At 65.0% G+C, this 23,921-nt stretch carries 9 protein-coding genes; all 9 read right to left on the bottom strand.

Annotation, left to right across the window (positions count from 1 at the left end):
* Positions 1 to 167: 167 nt before the first annotated feature.
* The gene (locus ACODS5_RS07785) at positions 168 to 15,455 is read right to left on the bottom strand and encodes an autotransporter-associated beta strand repeat-containing protein (RefSeq protein ID WP_489108340.1); all 15,288 of its coding nucleotides are present in this window, start codon (positions 15,453 to 15,455) and stop codon (positions 168 to 170) included.
* Between the two features lie 297 nt (positions 15,456 to 15,752).
* On the bottom strand, positions 15,753 to 16,136 hold the full coding sequence (locus tag ACODS5_RS07790) for a YkgJ family cysteine cluster protein (RefSeq protein WP_134690011.1): 384 nt from the start codon (positions 16,134 to 16,136) through the stop codon (positions 15,753 to 15,755).
* Positions 16,137 to 16,364: 228 nt separating this feature from the next.
* The gene (gene alaC / locus ACODS5_RS07795; protein ID WP_134690012.1) at positions 16,365 to 17,573 is read right to left on the bottom strand and encodes an alanine transaminase; all 1,209 of its coding nucleotides are present in this window, start codon (positions 17,571 to 17,573) and stop codon (positions 16,365 to 16,367) included.
* Positions 17,574 to 17,886: 313 nt separating this feature from the next.
* Complete coding sequence (gene cyoE / locus ACODS5_RS07800) at positions 17,887 to 18,774, bottom strand: heme o synthase (protein WP_028689798.1); 888 nt, start codon at positions 18,772 to 18,774, stop codon at positions 17,887 to 17,889.
* Between the two features lie 11 nt (positions 18,775 to 18,785).
* Complete coding sequence (gene cyoD / locus ACODS5_RS07805; protein ID WP_134690013.1) at positions 18,786 to 19,118, bottom strand: cytochrome o ubiquinol oxidase subunit IV; 333 nt, start codon at positions 19,116 to 19,118, stop codon at positions 18,786 to 18,788.
* Positions 19,118 to 19,741, bottom strand: a complete 624-nt coding sequence (gene cyoC / locus ACODS5_RS07810; RefSeq protein ID WP_134690014.1) for a cytochrome o ubiquinol oxidase subunit III — start codon at positions 19,739 to 19,741, stop codon at positions 19,118 to 19,120. The genes cyoD and cyoC overlap by 1 nt, the downstream gene beginning before the upstream one ends.
* A 3-nt stretch (positions 19,742 to 19,744) precedes the next feature.
* Positions 19,745 to 21,766 carry a cytochrome o ubiquinol oxidase subunit I gene (cyoB, locus tag ACODS5_RS07815; protein WP_134690015.1) on the bottom strand — a complete coding sequence of 674 codons (2,022 nt, stop codon included), beginning with the start codon at positions 21,764 to 21,766 and terminating at the stop codon, positions 19,745 to 19,747.
* Between the two features lie 3 nt (positions 21,767 to 21,769).
* Positions 21,770 to 22,714 carry a ubiquinol oxidase subunit II gene (gene cyoA / locus ACODS5_RS07820; RefSeq protein ID WP_134690016.1) on the bottom strand — a complete coding sequence of 315 codons (945 nt, stop codon included), beginning with the start codon at positions 22,712 to 22,714 and terminating at the stop codon, positions 21,770 to 21,772.
* Between the two features lie 560 nt (positions 22,715 to 23,274).
* On the bottom strand, positions 23,275 to 23,781 hold the full coding sequence (locus ACODS5_RS07825) for a disulfide bond formation protein B (RefSeq protein ID WP_134690018.1): 507 nt from the start codon (positions 23,779 to 23,781) through the stop codon (positions 23,275 to 23,277).
* Between the last annotated feature and the right edge of the window lie 140 nt (positions 23,782 to 23,921).

Consider the following 23,921-nt stretch of genomic DNA (forward strand, 5'->3'; position numbering starts at 1 on the left):
TCCGATTGCGGGAGATGACAGTCTAACGACAGTGCGCCGGTCTGGCATCCCTCGGGGCGCTTTGCGCCCCTTTCGCGACACAAGGCCGCTCCTACAGGGAAACGCGATCCCTTGTAGGAGCGGCCTTGTGTCGCGAAAGGGCTGCAAGGCAGCCCCGGCGATCTACCTCAGAACCCCATGCTGAAGCTCACGACCACCCCATGGTCGCGGTTCTCGCTAGACAACTGCCCGGAGTACCCGACCCCCAGCTTGCCACTCGCGCCAACCGACAGGTCCACCCCGGCCTCGACCACCGCCGCGTCCTTGGCAATCGGCACACCCTCGGTGCTGAAACCGTCGCCACCACCGATGAAGCGCAGGTCGGCATCGGGCTTGTCGTCGCCGAAGGCATGGCGCCAGCCCAGCGATACCCGTGGGGTGATCTGGCTGCCGTTGTCGAGGGTGATGCGCTTGCCGGCGCGCACGCCAAGGGTGGAGAAGGTCACGTCCTGCTTGACCTTGCCCTGCAGGCGCCCGGCCCCGCCTTTCTCATGGGCGGTGTCGCTGTCGTAGTTGACGTAGGCCAGCCCGGCGAACGGCTCCAGGGCGATGCCAGCGGCGTCGATGGCATAGCCCACCTCGCCGAACACCTGGGCGCTGCGCGCCTTGTACTTGGCTTTCAGGCGATCGCTGTAGCTGCCCACCTGAACATCGCGCTTGCTGTCGATATCGTGCCAGCTGTAAGCCACGCCCAGGCGCGCGGCGAAGGCGTCCAACTGGTAGCCGAGGTAGGTGGTCAGGTGGTAGCTGTCCACCGTGGCGTCCGAATGGCGACGGTGCGCATCGATGCTCGAGCGGGTGTAGCCGGCGGCGGCGCCGACCTTCCACTGGTCATCCAGGGCACGGTCGGCACCGAGCATGAAGCCCGACAGGTCGCGGTCGACACTGGCATGGCTGCTGCTGCCGTCGTAGGTGCCCCAGCCGCCGATGGCACGGATCCAACCCACTGCCTGGCCCTGGCAACCTTCGCTGGTCAGTTGCTGGTTGGCGGTCGGCGCCAGGGTCCGACGCGGGTCGTCCTGGTTGCTGCAATCGGCCTGGCGCAGGCGGTCGTTGACCGCGTCGCGGATGTAGCGCGAGTCCTCGATCAGCACGGTCGCGGTGCTGGCGTGGATCTCGCCGGACAGGCTGTCGAACGCGGCCTGGGCGCCCTGACGGTCGAGCGGCAGCAGGTTGTTGACCAACGCTGCCGGTGCCCCGGCACTGCTCAGGGCATTGGCCACGCCGCGCTGGTTGCCGGTGGCGGCGACCTCGGCGAACGAGGTGCCGTTGCGGCTGACCGACAAGGTCACCTGGTTGGCGCCGTAGGCCAGCGCGCTGTTGATGAACGCCGAGTTGGCCAGGTTGGTGGTGGCGAAGGTGCCATTCACCCCGCCCGCGGCGTTGACCACGGTGTACTGGCCATTGCCGCTGGCGAGGTTGGCCACCATCAGGCTACCGCCGAGGTTGGCGGTGCCGCCCACGTTCAGGTAGTTCACCGGCGCGGTGCCCAGGTCGATGACCAGGGTACCGCTGGCGCCATTGGTGAAGTTGCCCGAGACGTTCAGGTTGCCAGCCGGCCCTGGCAGCACGGTGCCGTTGTTGGTCAACCCGGCGACGGTGCCGTTGCCAGTCAGCGCAGCGCCATTGGCCACGGTGACCTGGGCGCCGAGGTTGCTGCCCGGGTTGCCGGCATCGCCGACTTGCAGCACGCCCTGGTTGACGTTGAAGGCGCCGCTCAATGGCTGGTTGCCGGTCAGCAGCAAGGTGCCGCCCCCCTGCTTGGTGGTGGTGCCGGTGCCGCTGAGGGTGCCATTGAAGGTGCCATTGCTGCCTTGGGCGAAGACCAGGTTGGCATTGTTGAGGATGTTGCCCTGCAGGCTGGTGGTGTTGCCGACCAGGGTACCGCCACTGACGGTGGTGCCACCGCTGTAGGTGTTGGCACCGGCCAGGATCAGCGTGCCGGCGTCGAGCTTCTCGATGCCGCCGCTGCCCACCAGAGGCGCGCTGACGGTGGCGGTGGCACCGGCGTTGACCCGTACCGACGCCAGGCTGCCGTCCGCGTCGTTGACCGGGGTCAGGCTGCCGCCGGCACCGGGCACCACCTGGTAGCCGTCGCTGAGGAACTGCAAGCCCTCGAACGACTGGTTGCCGACCACGGTGACGGTACCCGGGGTACCGCCGAACACCGCGTAGCCGCCACTCCAGCCTTCGTTGCTGGTACCGCTGGCGTTGGTCCAGCCGGTGTTCGAACCCCAGGTGCCGCTGCCACCGCCGATGCTGCCGTCAGGGTTGGTCTTGCCGCCGTTCCAGAACTGCAAATCCTCGCCATAGTTCTGCACTACCAGGTTGATCTGGTTGGCGATGGCCGTCTGCAAGGTCAGGTCACCCAGCACCACGCTGCCCGGAATGGCGCCGAACACCAGGCCATTGTCGGTCAGCGCGCCAGCGTAGTTGAACAGCTGGTACACGCCGGTGCCGAAGCCGCCGGCATCGGTGATGTTCAGGGTACCGTCGAGCACCAGGTTGCCGTTGACCTTGACCACGGTAGTGGAGGCAGCCGGGGCGCCGAGGTTGAAGTCCAGGGCACTGCCTGAGGCCAGGTCGAGGCTGCCTACGGTGAGCGGCGTGGCGCCCTGGCCCGCGGCCAGGGTGGCGCCATTGGCGATCTGCACCACGCCGCCGTAGGTACCGCTGCCGCCCAGGCGGGCGCCAGTGGCGACCTGCACGCTGGCACTGTCGAGGCGGCCGTTGACCAGCAGGCTGCCGGCGTTGACCTGGGCCGCGCCGGTCAGGCCATTGATGCCGGTCAGCAGCAGTTCGCCGGTGCCGTTCTTGGTCAGGGTGCCAGTACCGGTAAGGTTGCCGGTGTAGCTGCCGTTGGCGTTCTGCTCGAAGGTCAGCGCCGCGTTGTTGAGGATCGCGCCTTGCAGGCTGGTGGTATTGCCGACCACGCTGCCTGCGTTGATCTGGGTGCCGCCGGCGTAGGTGTTGGCGCCATTCAGGGTCAGCAGGCCGGCGCCGTTCTTGATCAGCCCACCGCTGCCACTGACCACACCGTTGAGGGTCAGGGCGTTGCTGCCGCCGATGGCCAGGGCGCCATTGAGCACGGCGTCGTTGGCCAGGGTCACGGCGGTATTGTTGTCCAGCGTGGTGCCGCCAGCGGCCGTCAGCACGCCACTGCCCAGCGCGCTGTCGTTACCCAGCACCAAGGTGCCGCCGTTGAGCGCGGTGCCGCCGCTGTAACCGTTGGCGGCGTTGAGTACCAGGGTGCCGGCATCCTGCTTGGCCAGGCTGCCGGTGCCATTGAGGGCGACGTTGAGGGTGGCGGTGACGCCTGGGTTGACCCGCAGGTTGCTGACACCATTGCCCAGCAACTCACCCGCCGTGCCAGCGTTGAGCACATAGCCATCGGTGAGGAACTGCAGGCCGCTGATGCTGTGGCTGCCGTCCACGGTGACAGTGCCTGGAGCCCCCTGGAACACCGCGAAGGTGTCGTTCCAGGTGCTGTTGAGCACGCCATTGGCGTCGGTCCAGTTGCTGTTGGTGGCGTTCCAGGTGCCGCTGCCGCCCTCGATCAGGCCGTTGGCGACGGTCTGGCTGCCATCCCAGAACAACACATTGCTGGCCCCGCCGACCACCAGGTTGACCTGGTTGGCGATGGCGGTCTGCACGGTCAGGTCGGTGACCGGCACGGGCGTGCTGCCGAACGCCATGCCGTTGTTGGTCAGGCTGCCGCCGTAGTTGAACAGGCTGTACACGCCAGCACCGAACCCACCGATATCGGTGATGTTCAGGGTGCCGCCAAGGGTCAGGTTGTTGGCCACATTGACCAGCGGCCCGCCGCCCGTGCCAGCAGTGCCCAGCGAGGCATTGAAGTTGGCGCCGCTACCGAGCGTCAGGTCGCCGGCACTCAGGGTGCTGCCGGTGATTGCGTTGAGGTTGCCGCCGTTGGCCACGTTCACCGTCCCGCCGAGGCTGCCGGCACCGGCCAGGGTGGCGCCGCTGGCAACGTTGACCGTGCTGCTGGCCAGGCTGCCATCGACCTTCAGGCTACCGGCCTGGACGTTGGTAGTACCGCTGTGGCTGTTGACCGCGCTGAGCGCCAGGACACCGACGCCGAGCTTGTTGAGGGTACCGGTGCCACCGATGTTGCCGGCGAAGTTGCCGCCTTCGACATTGAGGCTGTTGCCCGGCGCGATGTCGATTGCCCCGCTACCGCCGATATCGCCCAGGGTGGTGTTGCCATCGAGGTTGAGGATAGCGCCACTGCTGACATTCAGCTCGCTCTGAGTACCCAGGGCGGTGGTGCCGAGGGTGCTGAGGCTGCCAGACAGCAGGTTGAGAACACCGCTGAAGGTATTGTTGCCCGACAGGGTCAGGTCGGCCAGGCCGCTCTTGTTCAGCGTGCCGGCGCCGCTGAGCACGCCGGCCAGGTGCAGGTCGTTGCTGCCCAGCACATTGAGCACATCGCCGACATTGACCGGGTTGGCCAGGGTCACGGCACTGGCGGTATCGAGGTTGGCGTTGCCGGTGACATCCAGGCCACCCGTGCCGAGGGCGGCGTTATTGCCCAGTACCAGCGTCCCGGCCTGCAACTCGGTCCCGCCGCTGTAGGTGTTGGCGCCCATCAGCGCGAAGCGGGCGAGCCCGGCCTTGAGCAGGCGACCACTACCGCCGACGGTGCCGGCGAGGGTCAGGTCGTTGCTGCCCACGATCGTCAAGTCACCGGTGGTGTTGATGGTGTTGGCCAAGGTCACGGCCTGGCTGCTGTCCAGGCCGGTGCCAGAGGAGGTGTTCAGGATGCCGGTGCCCAGGGCGGTGTTGGAGCCCAGCACCAGGGTACCGCCAGTGAGCGCCGTGTTGCCGGCGTAGGTGTTGATGCCGCTCAGCGATAGCCGCGCAGTGCCCGACTTGACCAAGCCGCCAGCACCACTGATGACGCCGCCCAGGGCCAGGTCATTGCTGCCGGCGATGCTCAGCGGGCCAGCCAGGGTGATGGCGTTGCCCAGGGCGACCGCCTTGTTGGCATCCAGGCTGGTGCCGGCGGCGGCGGCAAGCACGCCACTGCCCAAGGCACTGTCGCTGCCTACCACGATCGTACCGCCACTGAGCGTGGTGCCCCCGCCATAGGTATTGATGCCGTTGAGCACCAGGGTGCCGCTGTCGAGCTTGTTGAGTTTGCCACTGCCGGTCAGGCCGACATCGAGGGTGGCGGTCACGCCCGGATCGACCCGCACGCTGGTGTCGCCGCTGCTGCCGTTGACCAGGTTGAGCGCGCCAGCGGTGCCGGCCAACAGCCGATAGCCATTGCTGACGAACTGCATGCCGCCGAGGCTCTGGCTGCCGTCGACGGTGACATCGCCCGCGGTGCCCTGGAACACCGCGAAGTTGCTGGCCCAGGTGCTGTTGGCCAAGCCGTTGAGGTCGGTCCAGTTGCTGTTGCCGGCGTTCCACACGCCGCTACCGCCATCGACTTGGCTGTTGGCCACATTCTGGCTGCCGTCCCAGAACTGGATGTTCAGCCCGGCGGCGCTGACCAGCAGGTTGACTTGGTTGGCCAGGGCGGTCTGCAAGGCCACGTCAGCCAAGCCGACACCCAGTGGCAGGCTGCCGAAGTCTAGGCCGTTGTCGGTAAGGCCGCCGCTGTAGTCGAAGAGCCGGTACACGCCGTTGCCGAAGCCACCGACGTTACTGACGTTGAGGGTACCGTCGAGGGTCAGGTTGCCAGCGACGTTGAACAGCGCGGTGGTGCCACTGGACGGCGCGCCAAGGCCGGCATCGACGATCGAACCGCTGTTGAGCACCAGGCTGCCGAGGCCCAGGGTGGCGCCGCTCTGCCCGGCCAGGTGACCGCCGTTGTCGATCACCACCGCGGCATTGGCGCTGCCGCTGCCGGTGAGGGTCGCCCCGCTGGCCACGGTGAGCAGGTTGCTGCCCAAGGTGCCGTCGACTTTCAAGGTACCGGCGTTGACCTGGGTGTTGTCGCCCAGGCTGCTGGTGCCGGTCAGGGTCAGGGTGCCGCTGCCGACCTTGGTCAGGCCGCCCAGGCCGTTGAGACCACCGGCGAAGGTGCTGCCGAGGTTGTTGCCGCCCAGGCTCAGGACGCTGCCGACGCCGACATCGACCAGGCCGCTGCCGGTCAGGCTGCCGAGGCTGGCGTTGCCGTTGAGGTTGAGCTGGCCGCTGGCGCCGACGTTGAGGGTGTCGACGTTGGCCAGCACACCGCTGCCGAGGGTGGTGAGGGAGCCCGCCTGGATATCGACGTTGCCGGTGAAGGTCTTGACGCCGACCAGGGTAAGGTCGTCGACACCGGTCTTGACCAGGTTGCCACTGCCGCCGAGATCGCCGCTGAAGATCAGCGCATTGGTGGTTTCGACAGTCAGGTTGGCGCCGTTGCTCAGGGCGAGGGTATTGCCCAGGGCCATGGCCGAGCTGTTGGCCAGGGTGGCGTCGGCGGTGACCGCCAGGGTGCCGGTGCCCAGCGCGCCGCTGCTGCCCAGGGTCAGGCGCCCGGCGTTGAGCTGGGTGCCGCCCTGGTAGCCGTTGTTGCCATTGAGGGTCAGGTTGCCGCTGCCGGTCTTGGTCAGGCCGGCGGTGCCGTTGATCACGCCGTTGAGAGTCAGGTCGTTGCTGCCCTCGACGCTCAGGCCTGCGTTGAGCGTGACGTTATTGGCCAGCGTGGTGCTGCTGGCGCCGCTGCTGAGGGTCGAGACACCGGCGACGGTCAGGGCACCCTGCCCCAGCGCGTTGTCATTGCCGACCACCAGCCGGCCGGCACCGAGGGTGGTGCCGCCCAGGTAGCTATTGGCGCCGTTGAGGGTCAGGGTGCTGGCACCGGCCTTGTTCAGGCCGCCGACGCCATCCACCACGCCGGTGAGGGTCAGGTCGGCGCTGCCCGGCAGGTTGAGGGTGCCGCCCAGGTGCAGGTTGTTGGCCAGGGTAGCGCCCGCGCCGCTGGCATCGAGGCTGGTGTTGGCGCCAGTGCTGAGGTCGCCGCTACCCAACGCGGTGTTGCTGCCGACCACCAGGGTGCCGCCATTGAGGGTAGTGCCGCCGCTGTAGGTGTTGTTGCCGTTGAGGGTCAGGCTGGCCGAGCCGTTCTTGACCAGGCCGCCGTTGCCGGAGACCACGCCGCCGAGGGTCAGCGCCTGGCTGCCGCCAAGGGTCAGGTTGCCACTGGCGAGGTTGACGGCATTGGCCAGTACCAGCGCCTGGCTGGCGTCGAGGCCGGCGGCGCCGTTGACGGTCAGGGCGCCGCTGCCCAGGGCGCCGGCATTGCCCAGCAGCAGGCTGCCAGCCTGCAGCGAGGTGCCGCCAGCGTAGGTGTTGCTGCCATTGAGCACCAGTTGCCCGGCACCCAGCTTGTTCAGCGCGCCGGCACCGCTGATCACACCATCGAGGGTCAGGGCCTGGGCATTGTTGATACCCAGGGTGGCAGCGGCGCCGAGGCCGATGGCGTTGGTCACTTGCAGCACGCCGGAGCTGGCCAAGGTACTGTTGCCAGTCACCGCCAGGTTGCCCGTGCCCAGCGCGCTGTTGTTGCCCAGCGTCAGGGTGCCAGCGCCAAGCGTGGTACTGCCTTGATAGGTGTTGGCTGCGCCGAGGGTGAGGTTGCCGGTACCGGTCTTGGTCAGGCCGCCGGTACCACTGATCACGCCGTTCAATGTCAGGTCGTTGTTGCCGGCCAGGCTAAGGGTGTCGTTCAGCGCCACCTGGTTGGCCAGGGTCAAGGCACCCGTGGTGGCCAGGTTGCTGGCGCCGCCGACGACAAGGTTGCCGGTACCCAGCGCCTGGTTGTTGCCCAGGGTGAGCGTGCCGGCATTGAGGGTCACGCCGCCAACCAAGGTGTTGGCGCCACTGAGGGTGAGGTTGCCGGCACCGTTCTTGGTCAGGCTGCCGGCCCCGGTTACCAGCCCGCCCAGGCCCAGGTCGTTGCTGCCGGCGATGGTGAGGTTGCCCGCCAGGTTGACGGTGTTGCCGATAGTGATCGCCGAAGCGCTGTCCAGCGTGGTGCCGGCAGCCGCGTTGAGCTGGCCGAGGCCAAGAGCGCTGGCGCTGCCGAGCACCAGGGTGCCGGCATTGAGATTGGTGTTGCCCAGATTGCCATTGGTGCCGTTCAGGGTCAGGGTGCCGCTGCCGGTCTTGGTCAGCCCGCCGACGCCGGTGACGTTGCCGCCCAGGGTCAGGTTCTGCGCCCCGGCGACGGTCAGGTTACCGGCCAGGTTGATCAGGTTGGCCAGGGTGACGTTGGCATTGCTGCTCAGGGTAGTGCCACCGGCTGCGTTCAGGGCACCCGTGCCCAGCGCCGTGTTGCTGCCGACCACAAGGGTGCCGCCGTTCAGGCTGGTAATGCCCTGCTGGCTGTTGCTGGCGTTGAGGGTGAGCGTACCCGCGCCGCCCTTGATCAGGCCACCGGTGCCGCTGAGCGCACCGTTGAGGGTGAGGTCGTTGCTCCCCGACAGGGTGAGGTTGGCGTTCAGGGCGATGGTGTTGCCAAGCGCCAGGTTGCCGGTGGAGTCCAGGCTTGAGGCGCCAGTGACGGTCAGGCCGCCAGTGCCCAGGGCCTGGGCGTTGCCCAGGATCAGGGTACCGGCCCCCAGGCTGGTGCCGCCGCTGTAGGTATTGGCATTGCCCAGGGTCAGGTTGGCGCCGCCGTTCTTGATCAGGCTGCCAGTCCCCGATACCACGCCGGACAGGCCCAGGTCGGCGGAACCGGCGACGGTCAGGACACCGCTGAGGCTGAAGGCGTTGCCCAGGGTGACAGCGGTATTGCTGTCCAGGGTAGTACCGTTGGCGGTGCTGACCGTGCCGGTACCGAAGGCGGTGTTGTTGCCGACCACCAGCGTGCCGCCATTGAACAGGGTGCCGCCGGTATAGCTGTTGGCGCCATTGAGCACCAACGTGCCGCTGTCGAGCTTGGCCAGTTGGCCGCTGCCAGAGAGGCCAACGTTGAGGGTCGCGGTGACGCCCGGGTCGACGCGCAAGGCGAAGGCGCCGTTGCTGCCGTTGACCAGGTCCAGGCCACCGGCGCCGATCAGGCGATAGCCGTTGGTGACGAACTGCAGGCCGGTGGCGGCCTGGGTGCCGACCACGCTGACATCGCCCGCGGTGCCCTGGAATACCGCGAAGTCGCTGGCCCAGCTGCCATTGAGCACGCCGTTGACATCGGTCCAGTTGGTGTTGCCAGCATTCCAGGTACCGGTACCGCCGTCGATCACGCCATTGGGCACGCTCTGCGCGCCATCCCAGAACTGCACGGTGCCGCTGGCGCCGCCGACCAGCAGGTTGATCTGACTGCCAATGGAGGTCTGCACCTGGAGATCGCCGGGCAACATGACGCCCGGCACGTTGCCGACCAGCAGGCCGTTGTCGACCAGCGCGCCGGTGTAGTCGAACAGCCGGTAGATACCGGTGCCGAAGCCGCCGAGGTCGGTGACGTTGAGGGTACCGTCCAAGGTCAGGTTGCCATTGACGCTGACCACTGCGGTGCCGCCGGTGGCCGGCGATGCCAGGCCGAAATCGAGGATCGAGCCGCTGTGCAGGGTCAGCGCACCGGTGCTGAGGGTCGCGCCGCTATTGGCCAGCAGGTGCGCGCCATTGGCAATGTCGACTGCGCCGAGCAGGCTGCCGGTGCCGCCGAGGCTGGCGCCGCTGTTGACCTGCACGCTGGCGCTGGCCAGCGAACCGGTGACGTTGAGCAGGCCGGCATTGACCGTGGTGTTGCCGCCGAGCACGTTGACGCCAGACAGTTCGAAGCTGCCGGTACCGGTCTTGATCAGCCCGCCACTGCCGGCCAGGGCACCGCTGAACACGCTGTTGAGGTTGTTGCCACCGAGGGTCAGGGCACCGCCGCCGGCGATGTTCACCGTGCCGGCCCCGCTCAGGCCACCGATGGTGGCGCTGGCGCCGAGATTGAGGCTGGTGCCGGCGCCGACGCTGACCGCCGAAGTGTTGCCCAGGGCCGTGTTGCCGACCGTGGTGATGCTGCCGCCAAGCAGGTCGATGGCGCCGCTGAAGGTGTTGTTGCCGCTGAGCGTCAGGTCGGACACGCCGTTCTTGATCAACCCGCCGGTACCGCCGAGCACGCCGCCCAGGGTCAGGTTGTTGCTGCCGCCGAGGGTCAGGTTGGCGCCGAGGTTGACGTCGTTGCCCAGGGTCATTGCCACGCTGTTGACCAGCGTCGAGGCGCCGCCGACGTTCAATGCGCCGGTGCCCAGCGCGGCGGCGTTGGCCAAGGTCAGGGTGCCGGCATTGAGGTTCAGGCCACCGCTGAAGCTGTTGGCGCCGCTCAGGGTCAGGTTGCTGCTGCCGTTCTTGGTCAAGGCCCCGGCACCGCTGATCACGCCGCCCAAGGTCGTGGTGTTGTTGCCTGGCAGGGTCAGGGTGGCGCCGTTGCCAAGGGCGATGGCGTTGCCGAGGTTGAGGGTGGCGCTGGAGTCTAGGCTGGCATTGCCGCCCACGCTCAGGGCGCCACTGCCGATGGCGTTGTTGTTGCCCAGGACCAGGGTACCGGCATTGAGGGTGGTGCCGCCGCTGTAGGTGTTGTTGCCGTTGAGGGTCAGCACGGCGTTGCCGTTCTTGACCAGTGCACCGCTGCCGCTGATGAGACCGCCGAGGGTGGTGGCGTTGCTGCCAAGCACGGTCAGGGTATTGGCGCCGAGGTTGATGCCGTTGGTCACGGCAACGGCGGTGCTGGCGTCGAGATTGGCGTTGCCGCCCACGGTCAAGGCGCCGATGCCCAGCGCGGTGTTGCTGCCCAGGGTCAGGGTGCCGGCATTGAGCTGGGTGCCGTTGGTGTAGAGGTTGTTGCCGCTCAGGGTCAGGTTGGCGTTGCCGTTCTTGACCAGTGAACCGATGCCGCTGACCACGCCGCTCAGGCCCAGGTCGGCGCTGCCATCGATGGTCAACGGGCCGGCGATGTTCACATCGTTGGCCAGGCTCACCGCCGTATTGGCATCCAGGTGGGTACCGGCCAGGGTGTTGAGGGTACCGGTACCCAGCGCGGTGTTGCTGCCGACCACCAGGGTGCCGGCGTTCAGGCGGGTGATGCCGCTGTTGCTGTTGTTGCCGGTCAGGGTCAGGGTGGTGCCGCCATTCTTGGTGATGCCGCCGGCACCGGCGATGGCGCCGCTCAAGGTCAAGTCGTTGCTGCCGGGCAGGATGAAGTTGCCCGCCAGGTTGAGCGCGTTGCCAAGGTTCAGCCCGGCCACGCTGGTATCCAGCGTGGTGTTGTTGGCGGCGTTGAGCGCGCCGCTGCCCAGTGCGGTATTGCTGCCGACCACCAGGGTGCCGGCGTTGAGGGCGGTGGCGCCGCTGTAGGTGTTGTTGCCGCTCAGGGTCAGGGTGGCGCTGCCGTTCTTGACCAGGCCGCCAGTGCCGCTGAGGGTGCCGGCCAGGGTGAGGTTGCTGGTGGTCGGCAAGGTCAGGTTGGCGCCGAGGTTGACGGCGTTGTTCAGGGTCATCGCCGTCGAGTTGGCCAGGGTCGCCGGGCCACCGACCGTCAACGCGCCGGTTCCCAACGCGGCGGCGCTGGCCAGGGTCAAGGTACCGGCATTGAGGGTGAGGCCGCCGCTGAAGGTATTGGCGCCGCTCAGGGTCAGGTTGGTGGCGCCATTTTTGACCAGTGCGCCGGTGCCGCTGATCACCCCGCCCAAGGTGGTGGTGTTGCTGCCTGGCAGGGTCAGGGTGTTGCCGGCAAGATTGATGGCGTTACCCAGGTTCAGGGTACCGCTGCCGTCGAGGCTGGCATTGCCGCCCAGGGTCAGGCCGCCCGTGCCGAGGGCATTGCTGTTGCCCAGGGTCAGTAGCCCGGCGTTGAGGGTGGTGCCGCCACTGAAGGTGTTGTTGCCATTGAGCGTCAGGCCGGCACTACCACTTTTGACCAGAGCGCCGGTGCCGCTGATCTGCCCGGTCAGGGTGGTGGCGTTGCTGCCCAGCACGGTCAAGGTGTTGCCGCCCAGGCTGATGCTGTTGGTCGCCGAGACGGCGGTACTGGTGTCCAGGTTGGCGTTGCCGCCCAAGGTCAGGCCGCCGATGCCCAGTGCGGTGTTGCTGCCGAGAATCAAGGTACCGGCATTGAGCTGGGTGCCGTTGGTGAAGGTGTTGCTGCCACTCAGGGTCAGGCTGGCGTTGCCGTTCTTGACCAGCGAACCGATGCCGCTGATCACGCCGCTCAGCCCGAGGTTGGCAGTGCCGTCGATGGTCAGGGGGCCGGCGGCGATGACGTCGTTGGCCAGGCTGACCGCGGTGCTGGCGTCCAGGTGGGTACCCACGGCGGTGTTGAGGATGCCGGTACCGAGCGCCGTATTGTTGCCGACTACCAGGGTGCCACCGTTGAGGAAGGTGGAACCACTATTGGTATTGGCGCCGGTCAGGGTCAGCGTGGTGTTGCCGGCCTTGGTCAGGCCGCCACTGCCGGCGATGACGCCACTCAAGGTCAGGTCGTTGCTGCCCGGCAGGTTGAGGTTACCGGCCAGGTTCAGGCCGTTGCCGATGTTCAGCCCGGCGACGCTGGTGTCCAGGCTGGTGTTGGCCGCGGCGTTGAGCACGCCGGTGCCCAGCGCGGTGTTGCTGCCCAGCACCAGGGTGCCGGCGTTGAGCGCGGTGGCGCCACTGTGGGTGTTGTTGCCGCTGAGGGTCAGGCTGGCGCTGCCATTCTTGACCAGGCCGCCGGTGCCGCTGAGGGTCCCGGCCAGGTTGAGGTTGTTGGCGCCTGCCAGGGTCAGGTTGCCGCCCAGGTTGACCGCGTTGCTCAGGGTCAGCGCCGCGGTGTTGGCCAGCGTCGATGCGCCGCCCACGGTCAGGGCGCCGGTACCCAGCGCCGTGGCGCTGGCCAGGGTCAGGGTGCCGGCGTTGAGGGTGAGGCCGCCGCTGAAGGTGTTGGCGCCGCCCAGGGTCAGGTTGCTGCTGCCGTTCTTGACCAGCGCGCCGGTGCCGCTGATCACGCCGCCCAAGGTGGTTGCGCTGGTGCCAGGCAAGGTCAGGGTGTTGCCGGCCAGGTCGATGGCGTTGCCGAGGTTCACCGCCACGCCCGCGTCGAGGCTGGCGTTGCCACCCAAGGTGAGGCCGCCGGTGCCCAGGGCGTTGTTGTTGCCCACGGTGAGGACACCGCTGTTGAGGGTCGTGCCGCCGCTGAAGGTGTTGCTGCCGTTCAGGGTCAACCCGGCGCTGCCGCTCTTGACCAGCGCGCCGGTACCGCTGATCACGCCGCCCAGCGTGGTGCTGCTGGTGCCCAGCAGGTTCAGGGTATTGGCGCCGAGGTTGACGGCGTTGCCCAGGCTCACCGCCGTGCTGGCGTCCAGGCTGGCGTTACCGGCGAGGGTAAGGGCGCCGGTGCCCAGGGCGTTGCTGTTGCCCACGGTGAGCTTGCTGGCGTTGAGGGTCAGGCCGCCACTGAAAGTGTTGTTGCCGTTCAGCGCCAGGTCCCCTGCCCCGCTCTTGACCAGTGTACCGGTACCGCTGATCACGCCACCCAGGGTGGTGGCGCTGGTGCCGAGCAGGTTCAGGGTGTTGGCGCCAAGACTGACGGCGTTGCCCAGGCTGACCGCGCTGCTGGCATCGAGGCTGGCGTTGCCCCCCAGGGTCAGCGCGCCGGTGCCCAGCGCACTGCTGGTGCCGACGGTAAGCTTGCCACCCGCCAGGCTGGTACCGCCGCTGTAGGTATTGACGCCGTTGAGGGTGAGGTCGGCGGCGCCCGCCTTGGCCAGCGCGCCAGTGCCGCTGATCACGCCGCCCAAGGTGGTGGCATTGTTGCCAGCGAGGGTGAGCGTGCCTGCGTTCAGGGCGATCGCGTTGCCCAGGTTGAGCGCCGAGGCACTGTCCAGGATGCTGCTGGCGGTCACTGTCAGCGCGCCGCTGCCCAGCGCCGTGTCACTGCCCAAGGTAAGCGTTCCGCCGCCCAGGGAGGTGCCGCCACTGAAAGTATTGAGACCATTGAGTGTCAGGCTGCCGGTACCGCTCTTGACCAATGAGCCGGTGCCGCTGAGCACGCCGCCAAGGGTCAGTGCGTTGCTGCCCGGCAGCGTCAAGGCTGCGTTCAGCGCCACCGCATTGTTCAACACCAGCGGCACGCTGCCTTGCAGGCTGCCGGCGCCACTGACGGTCAGCCCGCCGCTGCCGAGTGCCGTGGCACTGGTCAGGTTGAGGCCGCCAGCGGCCAGGGTGGTTCCACCACTGTAGGTGTTGCTGGCGCCAAGGGTGAGCAGCCCCGCACCGGTCTTGGTCAAGCCGCCGACGCCCGAAACCACGCCGTTGAGGGCCATGTCGGTGGCACCGCCCACGTTCAGGCCGGCATTCAAGGTCAGCGCATTGTTAAGGCCCAGGCCTGCCACCGTGCCCGCGAGGCCACCGCCGTTCACCGTGATGCCACCACTACCGAAGGCGCTGGCATTGTCGAAATTGAGCAAGCCACCGTTGAGGGTGGTCTGGGTGGTGCCGTTGAGCAATTGCCCGATCAACGACCAGGTACCGCTGTCGACGATCAGGCGGTTGAAGTTGATGTAGTTCGAGGCGTTGATGGTGCCGCTGCCGCTGGTGCCGCTGCCGCCACCGATGGCGTTCTGCAACGCCAGGGTGTTGGTGCCGCCGGAACCGCCGTCGACCACGCCGGCAGGCGCGAAGGCCAGGTTGGGGTTACTGGTGACCAGCAGCGATACACCGATACCGGCACCCGCGCTGAGGCTGGAGCCGGTGATGGCGTTGAAGCGGTTGGTGCTGCCGGCGCCCATGGACAGGCTGCCGGTCAGGCTCCCGGCGTTGGTGAAGGTGTTGCCGGCTGCCGACGCCTGAAATGCTGTGCGACCGAGCACGGTGCCGGTGTTGGTGAAGTCCACCGACCCGCCCCCGCTCACGGCGATGACCGGGGTGTCCTCGCTGAGGATCGTCAGGCTGGCCAGCGCCGCGGAGCCAATGCTACCGGCGTTGCTGATGGTGGTGACGCCACCGGCGGCGTTACGCACGTCCAGGGCCATGCCAGTGAGGTTCAACAGGCTGGCGCCGAGGACGGCGCCGGTACCGCGAATCACGCCCGTGGCATTGTTGGTGATGTTGATGGTACTGGCGGTACTGGTGTTGCCGATCAGCGCCGCGGTGGACTGGATGCTCAGGATCCCCAGCAACGACGGGTTGACGGTACCGGAGTTGTTCAACGTGATGTTGTTGCCGGTGAGCGACAGCGCGGTGCCGCCCACGCCCAGCAGCACGCCCAGGGATGCACCGCTGTTGACGTTCACGGTGAGCCCGCTGGCGGCGTTGGAGTAGCTCGGTGCGAGCGGGTTGGCAGCGCCGTTGCAGGTCACGGTGGACCCGGCCAGGGAACAAGCCGCCAGCGCCTGTTCACTGGTCAGGCCCAGCGCCATCCCTCCCACCGCCAGACTGACAGCCAGAGACAATTGAGAGAGACGAGCAGGTAAACGGGCGGCAACAATTCTGTCCACGGAGAGCTCCTTCGTGGATCAGGCGGTTCAGTCCCTGAATGCGTGAACAGCGTTTGTTGCAGTGAATCTGGGCACGCGAACGGCGAAACACCTGACCATGGCTACAAATTTTCCTTTGCTGGAATGTGTAGCCGCTCGCAGCCGGCTGGCTGGGGGTCAGGGTCGGTCAAATGGTGTTAATACTTTGTCGAGGCGGCACGTGTTTCGCGGGTTTCAGCCGCTTGCGGGTTGGATCCAACCGACGAACGGTCATGGCGAATGGCCAATATGCTCGAGGCGCAGGCGGTCGATCACTCATCAAGCGACCTCGGCGCCCTCCTCTGGCCAATGCGGCTCGTTGGCCCCCGGCGGGGTCAATGGCGGCAGGCCATAAGCGGCGCGAGCCTCATCGCAACTAGGGTTGTGCTCGCCGTTTTCCCACGAAGCCTCGAACTCTCGGCACGTGCTGGAACGGTTCTGATAAATGGAGCACGCCACTTGCGTGCCGATCTCGCCACCGAGGCTCACGCAGCGGCAAGGCTTGGCGTCGGTACCAATCATGGCGACACGGGAGGGGTTGATCTGCACCACCAGATCGTCGGGCACCAGGCCGCCGGCGGACTGGCATTCACCCCAGAAGAAAGACACACGAAAGTAACCGCAGCAGGCGCCGCAGGACATGCAAGGATTCTGTTCGGACATGATGGCCAGGAAGGGAGGTTGTTGTTATCCGGGCGAGCGCCCGCGGCGCTATTTGTAATCCAGCCGTGAACGGCTGAGAAGAGGGGCGATGAAAAAAAGATGGCCGCTTGTCGCGGCCTCAAGCTGTTAGCGACAAGCGGCAAGAAAAAGCTTTGCTCTTCCCTGCCCCGCTCAATATGCAAAGCCGCAAGAAGGCTGTATTGCACAGATCGACTTGCGGCTTGCAGCTTACTTGCTGGTCACCCCATCAGCCCGGAACATCTGGCGGATGCCGCGAATGGCCTGGCGGATGCGATCCTGGTTCTCGATCAGGGCGAAGCGCACATGATCGTCGCCGTAATCACCGAAGCCAATTCCCGGCGACACACAGACCTTGGCCTCGGCCAGCAGTTTCTTGGAAAACTCAAGCGACCCCAGGTGCGCATACTGCTCGGGGATCTTTGCCCAGACATACATCGAGGCCTTGGGGTTCTCGACCATCCAGCCCAGCTCGTGCAGGCCCTTGACCAGCAGGTTGCGGCGCTGGCGGTACTGCTCGGCGATATCGCGCACGCACTGCTGGTCACCCTCCAGCGCGGCAATCGCCGCAACCTGCAAGGGGGTGAAGGTGCCGTAGTCGTGGTAGCTCTTGATCCGCGCCAGGGCACTGACCAGCTCGGGGTTGCCGACCATGAAGCCGATCCGCCAGCCGGCCATGTTGTAGCTCTTGGACAAGGTGAAGAACTCCACCGCAATGTCCTTGGCCCCCGGCACCTGCATGATCGACGGCGCCTTCCAGCCGTCGTAGACGATATCGGCGTAGGCCAGGTCGTGCACCACCAGTACATCGTACTGCTTGGCCAGGGCCACCACGCGCTCGAAGAAATCCAGCTCGACGCACTGGGCCGTGGGATTGGACGGGAAGCCAAGGATCATCATCTTCGGCTTGGGAATCGATTCGCGAATCGCCCGCTCCAGCTCATTGAAGAAGTCCACGCCCGGCACCAGCGGCACCGAACGCACCTGGGCGCCGGCGATCACCGCGCCGTAGATATGGATCGGGTAGCTGGGGTTGGGCACAAGCACGGTATCGCCGTGATCGAGGGTGCCAAGCATCAGGTGCGCCAGGCCCTCTTTCGAGCCGATGGTGACAATGGCCTCGCTTTCCGGGTCGATCTCGACCTCGTAGCGATCCTTGTACCAGTTGGAGATCGCCCGGCGCAGGCGTGGAATGCCACGCGAGGTGGAGTAGCCATGGGTATCGTCGCGCTGGGCGACCTGCACCAGTTTCTCGACGATGTGCGGCGGCGTGGCGCCGTCGGGGTTGCCCATGCTCAGGTCGATGATGTCCTCGCCACGGCGGCGGGCAGCCATCTTGAGTTCGGCGGTGATATTGAAGACGTAAGGGGGGAGACGATCGATGCGCGCGAAGCGGCGCGGCGAACCTGAGTTGGCCATGGTGTTCCTCTGCAGACGTAAGCGCCCGGAACCGTCCGAGCGACGTTGGCCGCTGTGGCGACCGAAACAGAAGATAATCCCGAAATACCAAACAGGTAAAGGATAAATTCCTGTTTATCTACATGTTTTTAGGCTTAATAGTTGAAAATACCTATTTCACAAAACAGCACAGGATATTATCGCGAGGTAAGCCTGCTCCCCCAGGAGTATCCACTGCATGGGAGCGGGCTGCCCCGCGATGGCATCAGCTTGAAAGCGCCCATAAAAAAACCCTGGCACCAGGCCAGGGTTTTTCAGATAACAGCCCGCTGTATCAGCGTGCGTAGGTCATCAGCACATCGGCCGCGGTCTGGCTGTCCACGCCCATCATCACGCTCAGGGCGGTGACGGTGAGGATGGAGAAGCCGAACACCTTGCGCGCCCATTTGCTGTCGTCCTCGGCCTTGTAGCCGCCCCAGGCCATGTACAGCCAGTACAGGCCCATGGCGGCCGCCACGGCGAGGTAACCCAGGCCGGCGTATCCGCCCAGGGTCAGCATCAGGGTCGCCAGCACGAAGGCCAGCACATACAGCACGATCTGCTTCTTGGCCGCGAGGATACCGCGCGCCACCGGCAGCACCGGAATGTTGGCGGCGCTGTAATCCTTGAAGCGGAAGATGGCAATGGCAAAGCTGTGCGGCATCTGCCACAGGCTGAACATCACCAGCAGGGTGACCGCGGCCAGGTCGAAGCTGTTGCTCACGGCGCAATAGCCGATCACCGGAGGCATGGCACCGGACAGGCTGCCGACCAAGGTGCCGTGCACCGATTTACGCTTGAGCCACAGGCTATAGAAGCCGACGTAGACCACGAAGCCCACCAGGGCGCAGAACGCCGCCAGCGGATTGGCCTGGACATACAGCAGGCTGAAACCCGCCACCCCGAGCAGGGTGGCGTAGATCAGCGCCAGGGGCAGCGACATGCCGCCCTGGACCATGACGCGGTTCTTGGTGCGCTCCATCTTGTGGTCGATGTCACGGTCGATGCAGTTGTTGAACACGCATCCGGACGCAACCACCAGGGACGTACCGATCACCACCGCCAGGAACAGGGCGAAATCCACATGCCCCTTAGCGGCAAGGAAGAAACCGCCTGCCACGGAAAGCACGTTACCGAAAATGATCCCCGGTTTGGTGATTTGGATAAAGTGCTTCACGGACATGCAGTCTTACCTCACTTGGCCAACATTTCGAAGTGGATGCTGAACATGATCCACAGCGACAGGCCGACCAGCAGAGCGATCACCAGGGTGGTGAACAGGAACGTCGACACATTGGAACGCTGCTCTTTCGAGCGGTCCATGTGCAGGAAGTACACGAGGTGTACAACCACCTGGATGACGGCCATGGCCACCACGATCAGAACGGTCAGGTTCTTCGGCAGGCTCGGGTACATCACCAGGCCGAACGGGATCGCGGTCAGGATGATCGACAGGATGAAGCCGATCATGTACGACTTGACGCTGCCGTGGTTGCCTTCGTGATGAGTGTCGTGTGCGCTAGCCATTACAGAACTCCCAGCAGGTAGACGACGGTGAACACGCAGATCCAGACCACGTCCAGGAAGTGCCAGAACAGGCTCAGGCAGCTCATGCGGGTCTTGGCGGTCGGCGTGATGCCGTGCTTGTTGATCTGGTACATCATGATTGCCATCCAGATCAGGCCGGCAGTCACGTGCAGACCGTGGGTACCTACCAGGGCGAAGAAGCCCGACAGGAAACCACTGCGCTGCGGGCCGAAGCCCTCGCTGATCAGGTGATGGAATTCATAGATTTCCATCGCGATGAAGCCAGCACCGAACAAGAAGGTCACGGCCAGCCAACCCAGCACGCCACCCTTGTTGCCTTTGAACATCTGCAGCATGGCGAAGCCGAAGGTGATCGAGGACAGCAGCAGGAACAGCGTCTCGACCGCAACGAAGTCGAGCTGGAAGATATCGTGACCCGACGGGCCGCCGGCAAAACTGCCGGACAGCACCGCGTAGGTGGCGAAGAGCGACGCAAACAGGATGCAGTCGGTCATCAGGTACAGCCAGAAACCGAGGACGGTCATCTGGCCCGAGTCGTGGTGGTGGTCATCGTGTGCATGGTCATGACCATGCGCGCCACCGTGGATTACTTGACTGGACATTGATTACACCCGTTCAAACGATTCGACACGTGCGCCGCCGGCAGGCAGTGCACCAGCGTTGGCCAGCGCTTTCATGCGCTCGCCTTCGATGCGCGCCACTTCTTCGGCCGGAACCATGTAGCCCTGGTCGTCACGCGCGGCGTGGCGAACGAAGACGGCGATGGTCGCAACCAGGCTCGCGCCCACCAGCCACCAGATGTGCCAGATGAAGGCGAAGCCGAACACGGTCAGCAACAGACCCATGAACAGACCGGTGGAAGTGTTGCTCGGCATGTGGATCGCTTCGTACTTGGCCGGAGCCTTGTACGCGGCGCCGGCTTGCTTGGCTTCGTGCCAGGCGTCCAGGCCAACGTGCTCAGGCATGTGGGCGAAGTTGTAGAACGGAGGTGGCGACGAAGTCGACCATTCCAGGGTACGGCCGCCCCATGGGTCGCCGGTGACGTCCATGTTGTCCTTGCGGTCGCGAACCGAGACGTAGATCTGGATCAGCTGGCAGGCGATACCGAACAGGATCAGCACGGCGCCGACCACGGCTACGTACAGGTAGGGTTCCCACAGCGGGTTGTCGGAGTGGTTCAGACGACGGGTCATGCCCATGAAGCCCAGGGCGTACAGCGGCATGAACGCTACGTAGAAGCCGGAGATCCAGAACCAGAAGGCAGCCTTGCCCCACTTCTCGTTCAGGGTGAAACCGAAGGCTTTCGGGAACCAGAAGGCGAAGCCGGCGATGTAGCCGAATACCGCGCCACCGATGATCACGTTGTGGAAGTGGGCGATCACGAACAGGCTGTTGTGCAGAACGAAGTCGGCACCTGGAACAGCCAGCAGGACGCCGGTCATGCCACCGATCGAGAAGGTGACCATGAAGCCCAGGGTCCACATGATCGGCGCGGTGAAGCGCAGACGGCCCTGGTAGATGGTGAACAGCCAGTTGAACAGCTTCACACCGGTCGGAATGGAGATCAGCATCGTCGCCAGGCCGAAGAAGGTGTTGACGCTGGCGCCGGCACCCATGGTGAAGAAGTGGTGCAGCCAGACCGCGAAGCCCAGGATGGCGATCGCGCCCGATGCGTAGATCATCGAGTGGTGACCGAACAGGCGCTTGCCCGCGAAGGTCGAGGTGACTTCCGAGAACACGCCGAAGGCCGGCAGGATCAGGATGTAGACCTCAGGGTGACCCCACGCCCAGAACAGGTTGACGTACATCATCGGGTTCCCACCAAGCTCGTTGGTGAAGATGTGGAAGTCCAGATAACGGTCAACAGTCAGCAGTGCGAGTGCGGCGGTCAGGATCGGGAAGGAAGCGACGATCAGCACGTTGGCCCAGGTGCAGGTCCAGGTGAAGATCGGCATGTCCATCAGCTTCATGCCAGGGGCGCGCATCTTCATCACGGTGACGAGGAAGTTCACGCCGGTCAGCGTCGTACCCAATCCGGAGAGCTGTAGCGCCCAGATGTAGTAGTCGACACCCACCCCAGGGCTGTACTGGATACCCGCGAGCGGCGGATAGGCAACCCAGCCGGTCTTGGCGAATTCACCAACGCCCAGCGAGATGTTGACCAGCAGCACGCCTGCCAGCAGCAGGTAGAAGCTCAGGGAGTTCAGGAACGGGAAGGCAACGTCACGTGCACCGATCTGCAGAGGAACCGCAAGGTTCATCAGGCCGGTGAAGAACGGCATCGCCATGAAGATGATCATGATCACACCGTGGGCGGTGAAGATCTGGTCATAGTGTTCAGGCGGCAGGTAGCCTTCGGAGCCACCGGTGGCGGCGGCCAACTGGGTACGCATCATGATGGCGTCGGCGAAGCCGCGCAGCAGCATGACCATAGCGACGATGATGTACATCACGCCGATTTTCTTGTGGTCGACCGTGGTCAACCACTCGGTCCACAAGTACGACCACTTGCGGAAATAGGTGATGGCACCAACGACAGCGATACCACCGAGCGCGATCATGGCAAGCGTCACCATGACTATCGGCTCGTGATACGGTATCGCCTCCAGAGTTAATTTACCGAACATCTCTTACTCCTCTGCACCGGCAGCTGGTTGCATACTCGATTCCACACCCTTGGTAGTGGCCAGGTCTTTGCTGCCTGCTTCTTCGTGGTTCGGACGACCGCGGTTCATGCCTTCGTACTTGTCGACGATGCGCTGGAACTGGTCAGCCGGAGCCTCGCTGTACAGCGCGACTGGGTTGTTTTCGCTTGCTTTGGCCAGGGCGTCGTATTCGGCCTGGTCCAGTTTCTTCGGCGAGGCCTTCACTTCGGCGACCCATGCATCGAAGTCGGCTTGCGAAGTGGCGGTTGCCTTGAATTTCATACCGGTGAAGCCGGCGCCGCTGTAGTTGGCGGAGATACCGTCGAACTCACCGTTCTCGTTGGCGATCAGGTGCAGTTTGGTGGTCATGCCAGCCATGGCGTAGATCTGGCCACCCAGGCCCGGGATGAAGAAGGAGTTCATCACGGCGTCGGAGGTGACACGGAAGTTGACCGGGGTGTTGGCCGGGAAGACGATCTTGTTGACCGTGGCGATGCCCTGTTCCGGGTAGATGAACAGCCACTTCCAATCCAGCGCGACCACGTCGATCTGCACCGGCTTCACGTCGGAATCCAGTGGACGGTACGGGTCCAGCTTGTGGGTGGAGTGGTAGGTGAAGTAACCCAGGGCGATGATGATCAGGATCGGGATGATCCACACCGCGGCTTCGATCTTGGTCGAGTGCGACCATTCGGGGGTGTAGGTGGCGGCCTTGTTGGAAGCACGATACTTCCAGGCGAACGCCAGGGTCATGATGATCACGGGCACGACCACCAGCAGCATCAGGCCGGTGGCGATCAGGATCAGGTTCTTCTGCTCAATGCCCACCTGGCCCTTCGGATCGAGCAGGGTCCAGTTGCACCCACTGAGTAAAAGCATGCCTAAAAAGGGCAATATGCCAAACAGTCTGGGGTAACGCTTTTTACTCATCTCACGACCTCTAGATCAGCTTGCTTCAATGCAATTTGTGTTTTGGTAGCCAACACTTCGTCCTGCCAAGTGCGGCAATTGGCGCCCGTACTCGCCCCTGCCCGGGATCCGACTGCAGGATCTTGGCGTCAAGCGGGTTAGCGGTGCTTATGGTTTCGTAGGCAACAGGCCTGTACTTCAGACCAAGTCCATTTGGTGCGGGAAAACGCGGAGGGGTGTCCGCCCGGTATCGCCGTTGGGCGAAACTTGTCGAAGTCAGCAAATGGAAAGCGCTGCGGCTCCCATCAATCCTGCGACTCGCAAGCAGTGCCGAACGGAAATTGGGGGCGATTGTAGATAGGTCAATAGACCTTGACTATGACTTATTGAGCAACAGTCTTTTACAGAATGCGTAACAATACTGCTCAAAAAATCAACTTCGCGACAGTTTGTCGCACCCCGCTTGATAGCCCTCAACCCCTTGTAGTGCAAGGGCCGAAGCCTGACCTGGATCAACCGTTGCGCGCACTTTGCGGCTTATCTCGCTGCGCAATAGACCCAGGTCAATTCGGGACTTTGGTCTAAGCGCGGCGGCGGTTGCGGTAGATGCCCAGCGGCACCAGCAGCGCGGTCAGGACGAAGGCAACCAAGGCCCATTGGGCAAGGGACAGACCGAGAATCGGCGGGTACGGGGTGGCGCAGAAGCCATCGACCTGGAATGCCAGCGGCCATAGCTTGGCCAGCGGCAGTTCATCGACGATGGGCTGAAGGGTGTCGATGCCGCAGCTGACCATCGGGTTGGCGAGTATATACACATGGTTGCCGGCTGCAACGATGCCACCGATGGCGCTGAGCACTACCAGCGCCTCGAAGAAGGTCAGGCTGCGCCGCCCCGGCATGGCCGCGGCGAGGAAGGCGAACACGGCGATGAACAGCAAGGCGTAGCGTTGCAGGATGCACAGCGGGCAAGGTGCCTCGCCCAGCACCACCTGCATGTACAGGGCGCCGCCAATCAGCGCCAGGCAGATCACGCCGAGCAGCACCAGAAAGCGCCGTTCCCGATTCAGGCGCGATGAGAGTTCGTTCATTGCCGATTCCTTCGATGGAGTGTGGCAGCGCGGGCTGCCCGGGGGCGCCAAGTCTACACGCTGGAGATGACCTTTGAATGCATCGAGGAAGGACGTGCGCGCGATCCACTGCTGACCTAGGACCGAGCAGGTCGGTTTCG

Source organism: Pseudomonas sp. FG47, assembly GCF_057809115.1.

Excerpts from the sequence above, each read along its gene's own strand:
- ACODS5_RS07790 (WP_134690011.1), bottom strand. The coding sequence starts at position 16,136 with ATGTCCGAACAGAATCCTTGCATGTCCTGCGGCGCCTGCTGCGGTTAC.
- alaC (WP_134690012.1), bottom strand. The coding sequence starts at position 17,573 with ATGGCCAACTCAGGTTCGCCGCGCCGCTTCGCGCGCATCGATCGTCTC.
- cyoE (WP_028689798.1), bottom strand. The coding sequence starts at position 18,774 with ATGTCCGTGAAGCACTTTATCCAAATCACCAAACCGGGGATCATTTTC.
- cyoD (WP_134690013.1), bottom strand. The coding sequence starts at position 19,118 with ATGGCTAGCGCACACGACACTCATCACGAAGGCAACCACGGCAGCGTC.
- cyoC (WP_134690014.1), bottom strand. The coding sequence starts at position 19,741 with ATGTCCAGTCAAGTAATCCACGGTGGCGCGCATGGTCATGACCATGCA.
- cyoB (WP_134690015.1), bottom strand. The coding sequence starts at position 21,766 with ATGTTCGGTAAATTAACTCTGGAGGCGATACCGTATCACGAGCCGATA.
- cyoA (WP_134690016.1), bottom strand. The coding sequence starts at position 22,714 with ATGAGTAAAAAGCGTTACCCCAGACTGTTTGGCATATTGCCCTTTTTA.
- ACODS5_RS07825 (WP_134690018.1), bottom strand. The coding sequence starts at position 23,781 with ATGAACGAACTCTCATCGCGCCTGAATCGGGAACGGCGCTTTCTGGTG.